Annotated in this window: 14 protein-coding genes and 1 tRNA gene; 8 read left to right on the top strand and 7 right to left on the bottom strand. The window is 65.3% G+C overall.

Annotated elements, in window-relative coordinates; all coding sequences use genetic code 11:
• Positions 1 to 33: 33 nt before the first annotated feature.
• The 5 genes from rplA to V9L17_RS06110 all read right to left on the bottom strand — a co-directional run bounded on the left by rplA (position 34) and on the right by V9L17_RS06110 (position 2,898).
• Positions 34 to 741, bottom strand: a complete 708-nt coding sequence (gene rplA, locus V9L17_RS06130; protein WP_337346860.1) for a 50S ribosomal protein L1 — start codon at positions 739 to 741, stop codon at positions 34 to 36.
• A gap of 196 nt (positions 742 to 937) precedes the next feature.
• Positions 938 to 1,369: a 50S ribosomal protein L11 gene (gene rplK / locus V9L17_RS06125; protein WP_024365990.1), complete on the bottom strand. Its 432-nt coding sequence runs from the start codon at positions 1,367 to 1,369 to the stop codon at positions 938 to 940.
• A 130-nt stretch (positions 1,370 to 1,499) separates the two neighbouring features.
• The gene (gene nusG, locus V9L17_RS06120) at positions 1,500 to 2,342 is read right to left on the bottom strand and encodes a transcription termination/antitermination protein NusG (protein ID WP_337350845.1); all 843 of its coding nucleotides are present in this window, start codon (positions 2,340 to 2,342) and stop codon (positions 1,500 to 1,502) included.
• A gap of 117 nt (positions 2,343 to 2,459) precedes the next feature.
• On the bottom strand, positions 2,460 to 2,744 hold the full coding sequence (gene secE, locus V9L17_RS06115; RefSeq protein ID WP_337346858.1) for a preprotein translocase subunit SecE: 285 nt from the start codon (positions 2,742 to 2,744) through the stop codon (positions 2,460 to 2,462).
• A gap of 81 nt (positions 2,745 to 2,825) precedes the next feature.
• Positions 2,826 to 2,898 (bottom strand) — tRNA-Trp (locus tag V9L17_RS06110).
• 275 nt (positions 2,899 to 3,173) lie between these two features.
• Here V9L17_RS06110 and V9L17_RS06105 point away from each other — a divergent pair.
• Positions 3,174 to 4,391, top strand: coding sequence for a pyridoxal phosphate-dependent aminotransferase (locus tag V9L17_RS06105; RefSeq protein ID WP_337350844.1), 1,218 nt, complete (start codon positions 3,174 to 3,176; stop codon positions 4,389 to 4,391).
• A gap of 82 nt (positions 4,392 to 4,473) precedes the next feature.
• Here V9L17_RS06105 and V9L17_RS06100 read toward each other — a convergent pair whose 3' ends face one another.
• Both V9L17_RS06100 and V9L17_RS06095 read right to left on the bottom strand, forming a co-directional pair.
• Entirely contained in the window at positions 4,474 to 5,157 is a 684-nt protein-coding gene (locus tag V9L17_RS06100) for a response regulator transcription factor (protein WP_337346856.1), read from the bottom strand.
• Complete coding sequence (locus V9L17_RS06095; RefSeq protein ID WP_337350843.1) at positions 5,154 to 6,632, bottom strand: ATP-binding protein; 1,479 nt, start codon at positions 6,630 to 6,632, stop codon at positions 5,154 to 5,156. Before V9L17_RS06095 ends, V9L17_RS06100 begins: the two co-directional genes overlap by 4 nt.
• A gap of 124 nt (positions 6,633 to 6,756) precedes the next feature.
• On the opposite strand from V9L17_RS06095, the gene V9L17_RS06090 reads away from it, so the two are divergent.
• The 7 genes from V9L17_RS06090 to V9L17_RS06060 all read left to right on the top strand — a co-directional run bounded on the left by V9L17_RS06090 (position 6,757) and on the right by V9L17_RS06060 (position 12,914).
• A complete protein-coding gene (locus tag V9L17_RS06090; protein WP_337350842.1) occupies positions 6,757 to 8,328 on the top strand; it encodes a PspC domain-containing protein in 1,572 nt (523 codons plus the stop codon).
• 1 nt (position 8,329) lies between these two features.
• Positions 8,330 to 8,620 carry a hypothetical protein gene (locus V9L17_RS06085; protein ID WP_337350841.1) on the top strand — a complete coding sequence of 97 codons (291 nt, stop codon included), beginning with the start codon at positions 8,330 to 8,332 and terminating at the stop codon, positions 8,618 to 8,620.
• Between the two features lie 3 nt (positions 8,621 to 8,623).
• Positions 8,624 to 8,881: a PspC domain-containing protein gene (locus tag V9L17_RS06080; RefSeq protein WP_337346852.1), complete on the top strand. Its 258-nt coding sequence runs from the start codon at positions 8,624 to 8,626 to the stop codon at positions 8,879 to 8,881.
• Between the two features lie 188 nt (positions 8,882 to 9,069).
• Positions 9,070 to 10,047, top strand: a complete 978-nt coding sequence (locus V9L17_RS06075; RefSeq protein ID WP_337350840.1) for an ABC transporter ATP-binding protein — start codon at positions 9,070 to 9,072, stop codon at positions 10,045 to 10,047.
• Complete coding sequence (locus tag V9L17_RS06070; protein WP_337350839.1) at positions 10,044 to 10,910, top strand: ABC transporter permease; 867 nt, start codon at positions 10,044 to 10,046, stop codon at positions 10,908 to 10,910. The genes V9L17_RS06075 and V9L17_RS06070 overlap by 4 nt, the downstream gene beginning before the upstream one ends.
• A 58-nt stretch (positions 10,911 to 10,968) precedes the next feature.
• Positions 10,969 to 12,285 carry a sensor histidine kinase gene (locus V9L17_RS06065; protein ID WP_337350838.1) on the top strand — a complete coding sequence of 439 codons (1,317 nt, stop codon included), beginning with the start codon at positions 10,969 to 10,971 and terminating at the stop codon, positions 12,283 to 12,285.
• The gene (locus V9L17_RS06060) at positions 12,282 to 12,914 is read left to right on the top strand and encodes a response regulator transcription factor (RefSeq protein WP_337346848.1); all 633 of its coding nucleotides are present in this window, start codon (positions 12,282 to 12,284) and stop codon (positions 12,912 to 12,914) included. The genes V9L17_RS06065 and V9L17_RS06060 overlap by 4 nt, the downstream gene beginning before the upstream one ends.
• Positions 12,915 to 12,920 lie beyond the last annotated feature (6 nt).

Here is a 12,920-nt window from a genome sequence, read left to right as displayed (position 1 = left end):
CCGGACAGGTCCGGCAGCAGGCGCTGTTGAGGATTAGACCTCGGTCAGGACCTTGGTGACGTTGGGGTCAACGGAGATGCCCGGACCGAACGTGGTGGCCACAGTGGCCTTCTGGATGTAGCGGCCCTTGGAAGCGGACGGCTTCAGGCGAAGCACCTCTTCCAGTGCTGCGGCGTAGTTTTCGGCCAGCTTGATGGCGTCGAACGAAACCTTGCCGATGATGAAGTGCAGGTTCGAGTGCTTGTCGACGCGGAAGTCGATCTTGCCGCCCTTGATGTCGTTGACAGCCTTCGCGACATCCGGGGTGACGGTGCCGGTCTTCGGGTTCGGCATCAGGTTACGGGGACCCAGCACCTTACCAAGACGGCCAACCTTGCCCATAAGGTCAGGGGTGGCTACGGCTGCATCGAAGTCAGTCCAGCCGGCGGCGATCTTTTCGATCAGGTCATCGGAACCAACGAAGTCGGCGCCGGCTGCGATTGCTGCCTCAGCCTTGTCGCCCGTTGCGAAAACCAGGACGCGGGAGACCTTACCGGTGCCGTGGGGCAGGTTGACGGTGCCGCGGACCATCTGGTCAGCCTTGCGGGGGTCAACGCCGAGGCGGAAAGCGACCTCAACGGTGGCGTCGAACTTGGACGGGTTGGTGTCCTTGGCGAGCGTTACTGCCTCGAACGGCGCGTAGAACTTCTCCGCGTCGATCTTGGCGGCTGCTGCCTCATATGCTTTGCTGCGCTTTGCCATGCTGCTTATTTCTCCTTGTGCAGTTGTGGTCTGCGGACCGCGCTGGGCCCTGCCACAGTTGGTGATCCGGCTGGTGTACGCGGATTCCAACATTACGGTTTGTGCCGGTTCTCCGGCAGTGGTGCCGGTTTCCCGGCGGTGCCGCCCGCCGTCGTGATCGGTTTCCCGAACCCAACGCCCTGGCAGCGGAAGGGGATTAACCCTCGACGGTGATACCCATGGAGCGGGCGGTGCCGGCGATGATCTTCGCTGCGCCTTCGAGGCTCGTGGCGTTGAGGTCTTCCATCTTGGTGGTGGCGATCTCGTTGACCTGGGCCTGCGTCAGCTTCGCAACCTTGACGGTGTGCGGGGTGGGTGAACCCTTGGCAACGCCTGCAGCCTTCTTGATGAGCTCTGCAGCCGGCGGGGTCTTGGTGATGAACGTGAATGAACGGTCTTCGTAAACCGTGATTTCAACGGGGATGACGTTTCCACGCTGGGCTTCTGTGGCAGCGTTGTACGCCTTGCAGAATTCCATGATGTTGACACCGTGCTGGCCAAGCGCAGGACCGATCGGCGGAGCCGGGTTAGCGGCACCTGCCTGGATCTGCAGCTTGATGAGGCCGGTGACCTTCTTCTTGGGAGCCAATGTAGGGTCCTTCTCTCAATAATGTCCTGGGACACAGGAGCGTGCCTCAGGTTTTTGGCCGCCATGGCGAGGCGGCCGGCCGTTCCGGACCTGCTAAGCGGGCAGCGCCGGAACGAATTCTGTAGTGGTGCTAGATCTTGGTGACCTGGTTGAACGCCAGGGTGACCGGGGTTTCGCGCTCGAAGATGGAGACGAGCACCACGAGGGTCTGGGATTCCACCTTGATTTCGGAGATCGTGGCCGGGAGGGTCTCAAACGGACCTTCCTTGACGATGACGGATTCACCAACCTCGAAGTCAACGTCAACCGGGGCGGCAGCGTGCTTGACGGGCTTGCCCTTCTCGGCCTGCTCTTCTTCGAAGACCGGGGCGAGCATGGAGAAGACCTCATCGAGGCGCAGCGGCACGGGGTTGTGGGCGTTGCCCACAAAGCCGGTAACGCCGGGAGTGTGGCGGACGGCGCCCCAGGAGGCGTCCGTCAGGTCCATGCGAACCAGGACGTAGCCGGGGATGCGGACGCGGTTGATGACCTTACGCTGGGCGTTCTTGATCTCAACGACTTCTTCCATCGGCACCTGGATTTCGAAGATGTAATCTTCCATGTCCAGGGTCTGGATGCGGGTCTCAAGGTTGGCCTTCACGCGGTTTTCGTAACCGGCGTAGGAGTGGATGACGTACCAGTCACCCTCCTGGCGGCGCAGTTTGGCCTTGAATTCCTCGGCGGGATCAACCTCGGCCTTGGCGGCCGCGGCGGCGAGGGCGTCTGCCTCCTCCGATTCCTCGTCGGAGTCGTCGCCGTCAACGTCTGCCTCTGAAGCGTCAGAGTGGTCGTCGGAATCATCAGCATCGTCAGAATCGGCGAAGTTGGATTCGGACGCAGCGGACTCAACCTCGGACTCTTCACCGGCTCCTGCCGTGACGTCCGCGGACTCTTCCAGCTCAGTCTCGGTTACCTCGAGCTCCTGCTCAGACACTTGGTCTCCTGCTTCCTCATTGCCTAACATGCCTATTTAAATGGCTCAATTCCGCACACTGTCGTGGCCTCCTCCGGTTTACCCGGACCAGACCACGCAGCCTGCGGACGATTCGCCTTAGCGGTCCCCGGGAGCGATCCCGCCGAAGACCCAGCTGACAGCGGTTCCAAAACCGATGTCCAGCAGGCTGACGATGACCATCATGATGGCCACGAACACCAGCACCACCAGTGTGTAATTGATCAGTTCCTTGCGGGTTGGTGCAACAACCTTCTTCAATTCACCGATGACCTGGCGAACGAAAAGCGCAATGCGAGCGAAGAAGTTTGCCTTGGCGGCCTTCTTAGCTGGGCGGCCCTTGGAGCTGCTGGCAGCTGTTTCGGTCACCTGGTCCTCGCTCATCTTTGCAATGTTGGATTACCCGGCCCTGATCAGAACCATGGTTGCTGCGCTTGCTCCGGCTTGTCGCCGGAACAGCTTGCGCAGGGCAGACAGGACTCGAACCTGCAACCTGCGGTTTTGGAGACCGCTGCGCTACCAATTGCGCCACTACCCTATGGATCGAAAACGACCGTTTTGACGGACTTCCGCAGTTTGCACTGGGGCGCACGACATCATCTGTGTTTTCAACACCGGTGAACCAGTCTACGCAACAACTTCGCGTACGTCGAACCAGCCACATTCCGGACCCCCGTTCCGCTGGAATTGTTGATCTGACCTGCAGTCACAAAACCAATCCGGCAACCCGAACGATCCGGTGAACAGCATAGAGTAGATCACGTCGAATTCCACCATTCAGCCACCGAGCTGTAAGCGAAGAACGGACCCGCCATGTCTGCCGCCCGCGTTTCCCAGCGCATTTCCGCCATTGCCGAATCCGCAACCCTGGCCGTTGATGCCAAGGCCAAGGCGCTCAAGGCGGCCGGCCGGCCGGTTATTGGCTTCGGCGCAGGCGAACCTGATTTCCCCACGCCGGACTACATCGTCAAAGCGTCCATCGAAGCCGCAGGCCAGCCCAAGTACCACCGCTACTCCCCCGCCGGCGGCCTTCCTGAGCTGAAGAAGGCCATCGCCGAGAAAACCCTCCGCGATTCTGGCTACGCCGTGGACGCGTCCCAGGTGCTGGTGACCAACGGCGGCAAGCAGGCTGTGTACAACACCTTCGCCACGCTGGTTGACCCGGGCGACGAGGTGATTGTCCCCACACCGTTCTGGACCACGTACCCCGAGGCCATCAGGCTCGCCGGCGGTGTCCCTGTTGAGGTCTTTGCGGGTCCGGAGCAGGAATACCTCGTCACCGTGGAGCAGCTTGAGGCCGCTGTCACGGACCGGACCAAGATCCTGTTGTTCGTTTCGCCGTCCAACCCCACGGGTTCGGTCTACTCCCCCGAGCAGGTCGCCGAGATCGGCAAATGGGCCGCTGCCAAGGGGCTGTGGGTGGTCACCGACGAAATCTATGAGCACCTGACCTACGACGGCGTCCCTTTCACCTCCATCGCCACCGCCGCCCCTGAACTGGGCGACAAGGTGGTCATCCTCAACGGTGTGGCAAAGACCTATGCCATGACGGGCTGGAGGGTGGGCTGGATGATCGGCCCGGCCGACGTCATCAAGGCAGCCACCAACCTGCAGTCCCACGCCACGTCCAACGTCTCCAACATCATGCAGATCGCAGCCCTCGCAGCCGTCTCCGGCCCGCTGACCGCCGTCGACGAAATGAAGGTCGCCTTTGACCGCCGCCGCAAGGCGATCGTCGCCGGACTGAACGCCATCGACGGCGTGGAATGCCCGACGCCGAAGGGCGCCTTCTACGTCTACGCGGACGTCCGCGGGCTGCTGGGGAAGGAATTCCCGACGTCGGCAGGCACCGCCACGCCGTCGACCTCCGCTGAACTGGCCGCGCTGATCCTGGACGAGGTCGAGGTGGCGGTGGTGCCGGGTGAGGCATTCGGCCCATCCGGCTACTTGCGCCTCTCCTACGCCTTGGGCGACGAGGACCTGGCCACCGGCGTTGCCCGGCTCCAGGACTTCCTGGGCAAGGCCAAGTAACGCTCCCCGACACCAGATGCGCTATCACTTGTGGTCCCTTATCAAGGCTTACAGGGACCACAAGTGATAGCGCATCTTTGGGTTAGAGGAGGCGGCGTTCGGCGGCCCATTTGGTCAGCTCGTGCCGGCTGGAGAGCTGGAGTTTGCGCAGCACGGCCGACACGTGCGTTTCCACGGTCTTGATGCTGATGAACAGCTCCTTAGCCACTTCCTTGTAGCTGTAGCCACGGGCAATCAGGCGCATGACTTCCAGTTCGCGGGCAGAAAGCCTGTCCAGTTCGTCGTCGGCAATGTCCGCCGGGGCGGTACCGAAGGCATCCAGCACGAAACCTGCCAGCCGGGGCGAGAACACTGCGTCCCCGCCTGCCACCCGGAACACAGCGTCGGTGATCTCGGCACCGGAGATCGTCTTGGTGACGTACCCCCGCGCTCCCGCCCGGATGACAGCCACCACGTCCTCCGCGGCGTCCGAGACACTGAGGGCAAGGAACTTCGTGGTGCCCAGGAGGGCGGCTGAGCCGGCAATGACTTCACGCCCGCCGCCGCCGAGGCCGCCGGGCAGGTGCACGTCCAGCAGGACCACTTCCGGACGTTCCTGGGCGATCACCGCAATGGCCTGCTCCACTGTGGCGGCCTCGCCCACCACCTGGATGCTCGCGTCAAGGTCTGCCTTGAGGCCTGAGCGGAAAATGGCGTGGTCATCCACAATCACCACACGGACCGGCTGGGCGGGGCGAATGGGTCCGGTCGCCTGTGCGTTGTTCATGATTTCCCTTCCGCGTTGTCCGTTTGGAGCGCCGGCAGGCCAAGCCGCACTTCAGTACCGTCCGGTGTACTGATGATGGAGGCGGTCCCGCCATGGCGCTTCATGCGTCCGATGATCGATTCCCTGACACCCAGCCTGTCCTCGGGCACATCGTTGAGTTCGAATCCGGGACCACGGTCCTTGACGAAGACTTCGGCACGGCCGTCAGAGACTTCAAGGTACACGGACACGGACCCGCCGCCGTGCCGGGAGGCGTTTAGCATCGCCTCCCGGCTGGCCTGGACGAGGGCCTCGTGGGCTTCGGTCATGGCCGTGTCCCCGACGCTCACCACCTCAACGGCGTTACCCAGGAAGTCCTCCACCTCGGCCGCCGTTGCCTTGATCCGGTCAGAGAGCTGCCCTGCGTCCCGGCCCGGGTCCTGGAACAGCCAGCCCCGGAGTTCACGCTCCTGTGCCCGGGCGAGGCGGACTACATCGTGTTCGTTGCCGGCCCGGCGCTGGATCAGGGCGAGGGTCTGCAGTACGGAGTCGTGCAGGTGGGCCGCGATCTCTGCGCGTTCGGTTTCGCGGACCCTGCCGGCACGCTCCGATTCCAGGTCCCGCCAAAATTTGAGCGCCCAGGGAAGCAGCACCAGCACCACACCGCCCAGTACCGCCACCGAAGCAAGCAGCGCCAGCCACGTCTGTTCCCATGATCCTGAACCGGACACCATCACCAGCACGCCGGCCACCACCAAGGCCAATCCTGCTGCCAGCCGTGCCCAGCCACCGGCCTGGTCGGCCTTGGTTTTGTCCACAAGCCCCGCGCGGCGGGTCTCGTCGAGCTGCATCCAGGCGATGGCAGCGCCTCCCAGCACGGCCGCGGCAGGAATGAGCGTCCCGAGGGGTACGTCGACACCCAGGAGCTGCGCGATCAGGATGCCCGCCACCAGGAGGAGTCCGGCTCCCAGCAGGACCTCCTTGCCGTACCGCATGCTGCGGACCCGGAACCACGGCGGCCGCACAGCCGCACCGTAACCTGTCGTGGCCGGACCGTTGCCGGGCAAAGGCTGGGCCGACCACGCTGCGCTGTAGGCAGCCGGACCATTGGCAGCGGCGCCGCCCGCGGCGGCGGGGGCGGCAGCTCCGGCGTCGTGCGTTCCGCGCAGTGCAGCACCCGTGGCTGAGTGGCCGGCAGGCTGTGCCTGCGCTGTGGTCGGCCGGGCGCTGAAAGCCGGATCAAGACTCACCGCCGGGGCAATGGGCGACGCCGGACGCCTGGCGTTGCGCCGAGCGCTTTCGTCAGCAGTAGGGACCATGATCCAGAGCCACGCGTAGAAGGCCAGTCCGGCACCGCCGGCCAAGGTTGCGAGCGCCATGCCGATCCTGACGGTCTTCACCGGCCAGCCCAGATGCGCCGCGAGGCCGGAGCACACGCCCGCAATGATGCGGTCGCTGCTGCGGACCAGCGGTGGGCGGGTAAAGGCTGTGCTCATGTGTCAATCCAAACACGGATCAGGGTTCCCCGGACCCGATTCGGGCCCGAACCGGGGGTATCTCAGGGACGGCTCAGGGTGTTCCCCAGTAGAGCGGGGCGGCGCCGGACGGCAGGATCGAAGTATGAACTCGCAGACCCCCACCCCAGATGACGAACACCCTACCGAGCCGCTCCCGCCCCGCGGAACCGAACACCCCACCGAGCCACTGATGCCTGGGACGGAAAGCACCCAGGATTCGCAGCCATCCCCGTCACAGGACGCTCCGGAGCAACCACGTTACGGCGAACAGTCCGGACCCTACGCAGGACCGTACGCCGGCCCCTACCAAGGCCAGCCGTCTGGCCAGTACACCGGCGCCAAACCACCTGCCCAGTCCACCGATTTCTTCCCCTGGATCCGGAGCCACGGCATCCAGCGCGGGCGGGACCGCTGGATCGGCGGTGTCTCCAGCGGCATCGCCTACCGGATGGGCATCGACCCCCTGATTGTGCGAGGCATCTTCATCGTCCTCACGCTTTTCGCCGGAATCGGCGTCCTTCTCTACGGCCTCGCGTGGGCGTTCCTCCCCGAACCTGACGGCCGGATCCACGTCCAGGAAGCCGGTGCAGGCCGGTGGTCCACCGGCATGACCGGCGCGTTGGTCACCACTGTTGTGGGCCTCACCGGGCTCGGCGGCGGCTTCTGGGGCTGGAGCCGCAACGGCTTCGGCGGATTCGTCTGGACGGTCTTCTGGGTAGGTGGCGCCATCTACCTCATTTACTACCTGACCCAACGCAACAAGGTCCGGAATGGAGCTCCCATGAACGCCACACCGCAGCCGGCCGGCGCCGACGGAAGTGCCGCCTTCGCGGCCGCATACCCCACCGCCCCGTACACCTCGCCATACTCGACGACGGATACCGGTTCCGGTTCCGCCGGGACCCCTCCCTATACGCCGACACCACCTTCCGGCCCCACCCCGCCCTACGGCAGCGGTGGATTCCCCGGTGGAGGCAACTACGGTGGCGGTAATTATGGCGGCGGTTACCAGCAGCCCCAGGGACCGGCGCACCCGGCCAAGGTCCGCCCCGGCGGCCCTGGTGCACCTGCTGTGGCAATCACCGCCGGAACAGCATTGCTGGTCGGCGGCGGGCTCAAGGCCCTGGACGCCGGCAACGTGATCAACCTCGGCGACTCCGCGAACGCCATCGTCTGGGCCAGCGCCGCAGCGGTCCTGGGCCTCGGCATCCTCCTCGCCGGCCTGCGCGGAAGGACCTCAGGGATCCTCGGCTTCTTTGCCGTGGTTGCGCTGATCATCGGCGGCATCTTCAACGTGGTGGGCAACGGCGACAGGGTCCGCTTCACCCAGGTTGACTGGACACCCGCCAGCATTGAACAGGCCAGGGACGGACTCGACGTCACCGCCGGCCGCGGGACTGTTGACCTTACTGACCTGGGCGTGGCGGCCCCGCTGACATCCGACGTCGTTGTTCCCCTGGACATCACCGCCAGCAACGTCACCGTGGTTATCCCCGATGACGTCCCCGTGGACGTCAAGGCCGACATGACGATGGGCAACATCCACGACGGCGCCAACGACCGCAGCGGCATCACCACCCGTGAGAGCAGCTACAACACCGACCTGCCCGGCGCCCGCCTGGTGGTCGAGATTGACGGCACCTTCAGCAACGTCACCATCCAGGAAGGAAACTGACATGAGCAACGTTGATCCGGCACCGGATTCATACACCAAGGAAACGCCGACGGCGGAATCCGCCACAACAGACCCCATTGCTCCCGCAACCACCAGGGTGGGAACCGTGGTCTGGGGCCTCGTGGTCCTGGCACTGGCCGTCCTGATCATCATCGCCCAACTGGGAGTCGTTACCCTGAACGGAACCTACGTGCTGATCGGCCTCATGATCGGAGCCGGTGCCGCGTTGGTGGTTGGCGGGCTGCTCTCGGCACGGAAACGTGACAACGAGCCCACAACAGGGAAGTCTTGAACCATGGACAAGTTTTTCAGCATCGTCAGGGGCTTCGGCCTGAAACGCGGTCCCGAGCGCTGGCTGGGCGGCGTGTGCGGAGGAATAGCGGCCAAGCTCAACGTGGATGTGGCCTTTGTCCGGATCGCGTTCCTGGTCTTCTGCCTCCTCCCCGGACCCGCCGTGGTCTTCTACGTCGCGGCGTGGCTCATCCTTCCGGACCAGCGGAATTCCATCCCGCTGCAGACCTTCCTGGACCGCCGGTCCATTAACGGATCCTGACCCTTCCAAACGGGCCCCCGTCCGCGAGCACCCACCATGGGAACTCCGCGGACGGGGGCCTTTCCGGTGCCGGCTGTACGTGCGATTCCTGCACACGCGATTCCCTGCCTGTGTCCACCGGCCGGTGGACACAGGATTCAACCGGCCGGACCTGTTGGCAGCTGGCCCCCGACTGCCACGCTGGAAGCATGAACTCTTCAACCGGCCCGGAGCGGCACTCCCCTGATGCCATCACCGTCCGCGGCCTCAACAAGTCGTACAGGTTGCCCAAAGGCGGCATCCTCACTGCAGTGGACCATCTGGACCTCGCCATCCGGACCGGCGAAACGTACGCCCTCCTAGGTCCGAACGGGGCGGGCAAGTCCACCACGATCGAGATGCTTGAAGGACACCGGAAACCGGACGGCGGCGAGGTGAGCGTCCTGGGCACGCGGCCATGGAAGGCCCACCCAGCTTTCCGCGCCCGGATCGGGATCGTCCTCCAGGAAGCTACCGATTCCGGGGAACTTCGGGTCTCTGAGGCACTGCGGTCCCTGGCTGCCTGTTTCCCCGCGCCCCGCAAGGTGGATGAGGTCATCGAAGCAGTGGGCCTCGGGGGCAAAGGCGGCGTCCGGATCTCCACCCTGTCGGGCGGTCAGCGACGACGCCTTGATGTTGCCCTCGGGATTATCGGCAACCCCGAAGTCCTGTTCCTGGATGAACCCACCACAGGATTCGATCCCGAGGCCCGGAGGCAGTTTTGGGATCTTATCCGCCAGCTGAGCAAGGGTGGCACCACCATTGTGCTCACCACCCATTACCTTGACGAGGCCGAGCAATTGGCGGACCGGATCGGCGTGATAAACCACGGCCGGATGATCGCCGAAGGCAGCCCGGCGGACATCGGAGGCCCCGGCCTCCGCGTGCCGCGGGTCCGTTGGCGGGATGCCTCGGGCCTGCGTGAAGTGGTGACCGAGCACCCCGCGGCGCTGGTCCACTCCCTGTCCGACGGCGGCGCAACCGAGCCGGCGGAGCTCGCCGTCGTCCGTCCCAGCCTCGAGGACATCTATCTCCAACTCATCGGCGCCGCCGATGAGGCCGGGCGTCCGGACCACACCGAACCTTCGCCAGACCAGGCGATACCGCCGGACAAGGCAACACACTCCAGGACAGGAGCCCTCCGATGAGCACCGCATTGCCGGCATCCGCCGGCCCAGTAGCCGGCCGCCCGGCCTGGCGTCCCTCAGTCCTGCGCCTGGGGGTTGGCCGGATCCTGCTGGAGATCAAGCTATTTAACCGGGATGTGCTGTCACTGGTCCTCGTGCTGTTTTTCCCGATCCTGATGATGTCCCTTTTTGGCACAGTGTTCGGTGATGAACCGGTCTTCGGGGCGGATCCAAACGGGCAGGGCGGCATCACCCCGGCGCACTATTACCTGCCAGGCATGCTGGCCCTGAGCACCATCCTCAGCGGCTTCCAGAACCTCAGCAGCTATGTGGCAACCGAGCGTTTCAACGGCACAGTGAAGAGGCTTGCAGGGACTCCGTTGCCGGCCGCCTCCTACTTCATCGGAAAGACGGGCCAGACGCTCTACCTGATCGTGGCCCAGACCGCCCTCCTGCTGCTGGCGGCCACAGTCCTGTTTGACGTGCCGCTCCCCCGGGAGGCAGGGCAGTGGGGCCTCGTGGCGCTCCTGATGGTCCTCGCCACGGCCGCCTGGGCCACCGTGGCGATAGCCTTCACGGCCCTGCCCAAGTCCGCCCAGAGCGCCTCGACGCTCGCGGTCCTGCCGGTACTGCTGCTGTCCTTCACCTCCGGGGTGTACTTCCCGTTCTCCCAGCTTCCGGACTGGCTGCAGTCCATCAGCAATTTCTTCCCCCTGCGGTGGACGGCGAGCGCCTTCCGGTCCGTCTTCCTGCCTGCCGGTTTTGAGGCCGTGGAGCCGGGAGCAACTTACAACCTGCCGCTGACGTTCCTCGTACTGGGTATCTGGGTGGCGGCCGGTGCGGTCCTGGCAAGGCTGGCGTTCAAGTGGCCGCCACAGAAGTAACCGGAACGGCGGCGGGAGCGATCTTGGTTGCCCGCCGTCGCGCCGATAGGGTGCACCCATGAGCTATATCAGCGGACGGACCGAGCGGCTGCTGCCCGCCCGCTCGGTATGGACCACTTCCATGCTCTGGTGGCACGCGGGTTTCTACGCCGCGCTGGCCAGCGTGTCCTACTTCGCGCTCTTTGGCGATGGGCGGGATTCAGCGACGCCGCTGGTGATTGGATCGCTGTTGCTGCTGGGCATTGCCTATCCGTTCCTCACCCGCACCAGGGATCTCCGGACGGGACGCCCCACCATTTATGTGGCGCTCCTCGTGACGGTGGTTGTGCTCCTCTCGTTCGTGTACGACGGCGCAGGCGTCCTGCTGTTTGTGGCTTTCCCCCAGGTCTGGATGTTTACAGGCACGCAGCGCCAGGGCGTGGCTGCCACTGCCCTGCTCTGCGTGGGCGTGGCCGTCGGCCAAGTCAGCCGCTGGGGGCTGAGCGGCACGGAGGTCTACGGCATTACGGCCCAGCTGGTGACGTCGTTCGTGGCCAGCTGCATGATTGGCCTCTGGATCTCCAAAGTCATCGAACAGAGCGAACAGCGGGCCGAACTGCTGGCCGAACTTGACGCAACACGCCATGAGCTCGACGTTGCCGAGCAGGCACGCGGGGCACTGGCTGAGCGGGAACGGATGGCACGGGAAATCCACGACACCCTGGCACAGGGCTTTACCTCCATCGCCATGCTGTCCGAAGCCGCACAGGCCCAGCTCAGGACACAACCGCAGGATCCAACGGGACTGCTCCGGAGCCTCTCGGCCATCTCCCAGACCGCCCGGGAAAGCCTGGCCGAAGCCCGTGCCCTGGTGGCTTCGGGCGTCCCGTCCGACGTCCAGGGCGGCGACCTGCTGGCCGCACTGCGGCGCCTTCCGGACACCCTGCACCTGGACAGCATGCGGCTCAACGTGGCCCTGCCGGGCCGCCTGCCGCCGCTCCCGTCCACGCAGCAGGTTGCCCTCCTTCGGACGGCCCAGGAAGCACTCAACAATGTCCGGAGGCATTCCGGAGCGACAACCGCGGAGCTGGTCGTGGACGTCCCGGCAGGAGATCCACCCTTGCTGCGGCTGACCGTGACGGACAACGGGCACGGATTTGACCCGTCGGCTGACCACGAAGGGTTCGGCCTGAGGTCCATGGCGGCCCGGCTGGCCGAAATCGGCGGCCGGCTGCAGGTGACTTCATCGTCCGGCGGCACCCGGCTGGTGGCAGTCGTCCCGACGGCGGGGCCAGCCGCCCTGGCAAGTGGACCCCAGCGTGATGACGCGGCGGCACAGGCGCCCAGCGACGCGGACCTGCGTCCACGGTCGCACACACCGGGAGCCGGGGCATGAACGCCGCCGGAACGGTCACGGTAGTCCTGGCCGACGACCACCCCGTGGTGCGGAGCGGCCTTGCCGCCCTTCTTGACACCGCTGCCGGCATTGACGTGGTGGCTGACGCCGCCAACGGGCAGGAGGCGGTGGACGCCGTCAGCCGCCTGCGGCCGGACGTTGTGCTGATGGACCTGCGGATGCCCGTCCTGGACGGCGCCGGCGCCACGGAACAGATCCGGGACCGGTTCCCCGGCACCAAGGTGCTGGTCCTCACAACGTACGACGACGACTCCGACATCATGCGCGCAGTGGAGTCGGGCGCGGTGGGCTACCTGCTCAAGGACACGCCCGGGGACCGGATCATCGAGGCCGTCCGCGCCGCGGCGCGTGGTGAGACCGTCCTGGCGCCGCCGGTTGCGGCCAGGCTGGTCTCCCGGATGCGGTCCCCGGAACTGCCCCGGCTGACCGCCAGGGAGGTGGAGGTCCTCCGTTGCGTAGCCCAGGGGCTGAGCAACCCCGAGGTGGCCGCGCGGCTGCACATCGCCGAAGCGACGGTTAAGACCCACCTCCTGAGGGTCTTCAACAAACTGGACGTGGACGACAGGACCCGGGCTGTGGTCCTCGCCATGGAGCGGGGCCTTTTGTAACCAGTT

Source organism: Pseudarthrobacter sp. CCNWLW207 (genome assembly GCF_037203945.1).
Classification (GTDB): domain Bacteria; phylum Actinomycetota; class Actinomycetes; order Actinomycetales; family Micrococcaceae; genus Arthrobacter.
Note: the sequence above shows the minus strand (reverse complement) of the source record. Positions and strands in the feature narration are given on the sequence as shown.

Bases quoted from the DNA above. Each gene is read 5' to 3' on its own strand.
- rplA (WP_337346860.1), bottom strand. From the start codon at position 741: ATGGCAAAGCGCAGCAAAGCATATGAGGCAGCAGCCGCCAAGATCGAC.
- secE (WP_337346858.1), bottom strand. From the start codon at position 2,744: ATGAGCGAGGACCAGGTGACCGAAACAGCTGCCAGCAGCTCCAAGGGC.
- V9L17_RS06105 (WP_337350844.1), top strand. From the start codon at position 3,174: ATGTCTGCCGCCCGCGTTTCCCAGCGCATTTCCGCCATTGCCGAATCC.
- V9L17_RS06100 (WP_337346856.1), bottom strand. From the start codon at position 5,157: ATGAACAACGCACAGGCGACCGGACCCATTCGCCCCGCCCAGCCGGTC.
- V9L17_RS06095 (WP_337350843.1), bottom strand. From the start codon at position 6,632: ATGAGCACAGCCTTTACCCGCCCACCGCTGGTCCGCAGCAGCGACCGC.
- V9L17_RS06090 (WP_337350842.1), top strand. From the start codon at position 6,757: ATGAACTCGCAGACCCCCACCCCAGATGACGAACACCCTACCGAGCCG.
- V9L17_RS06085 (WP_337350841.1), top strand. From the start codon at position 8,330: ATGAGCAACGTTGATCCGGCACCGGATTCATACACCAAGGAAACGCCG.
- V9L17_RS06080 (WP_337346852.1), top strand. From the start codon at position 8,624: ATGGACAAGTTTTTCAGCATCGTCAGGGGCTTCGGCCTGAAACGCGGT.
- V9L17_RS06075 (WP_337350840.1), top strand. From the start codon at position 9,070: ATGAACTCTTCAACCGGCCCGGAGCGGCACTCCCCTGATGCCATCACC.
- V9L17_RS06070 (WP_337350839.1), top strand. From the start codon at position 10,044: ATGAGCACCGCATTGCCGGCATCCGCCGGCCCAGTAGCCGGCCGCCCG.
- V9L17_RS06065 (WP_337350838.1), top strand. From the start codon at position 10,969: ATGAGCTATATCAGCGGACGGACCGAGCGGCTGCTGCCCGCCCGCTCG.
- V9L17_RS06060 (WP_337346848.1), top strand. From the start codon at position 12,282: ATGAACGCCGCCGGAACGGTCACGGTAGTCCTGGCCGACGACCACCCC.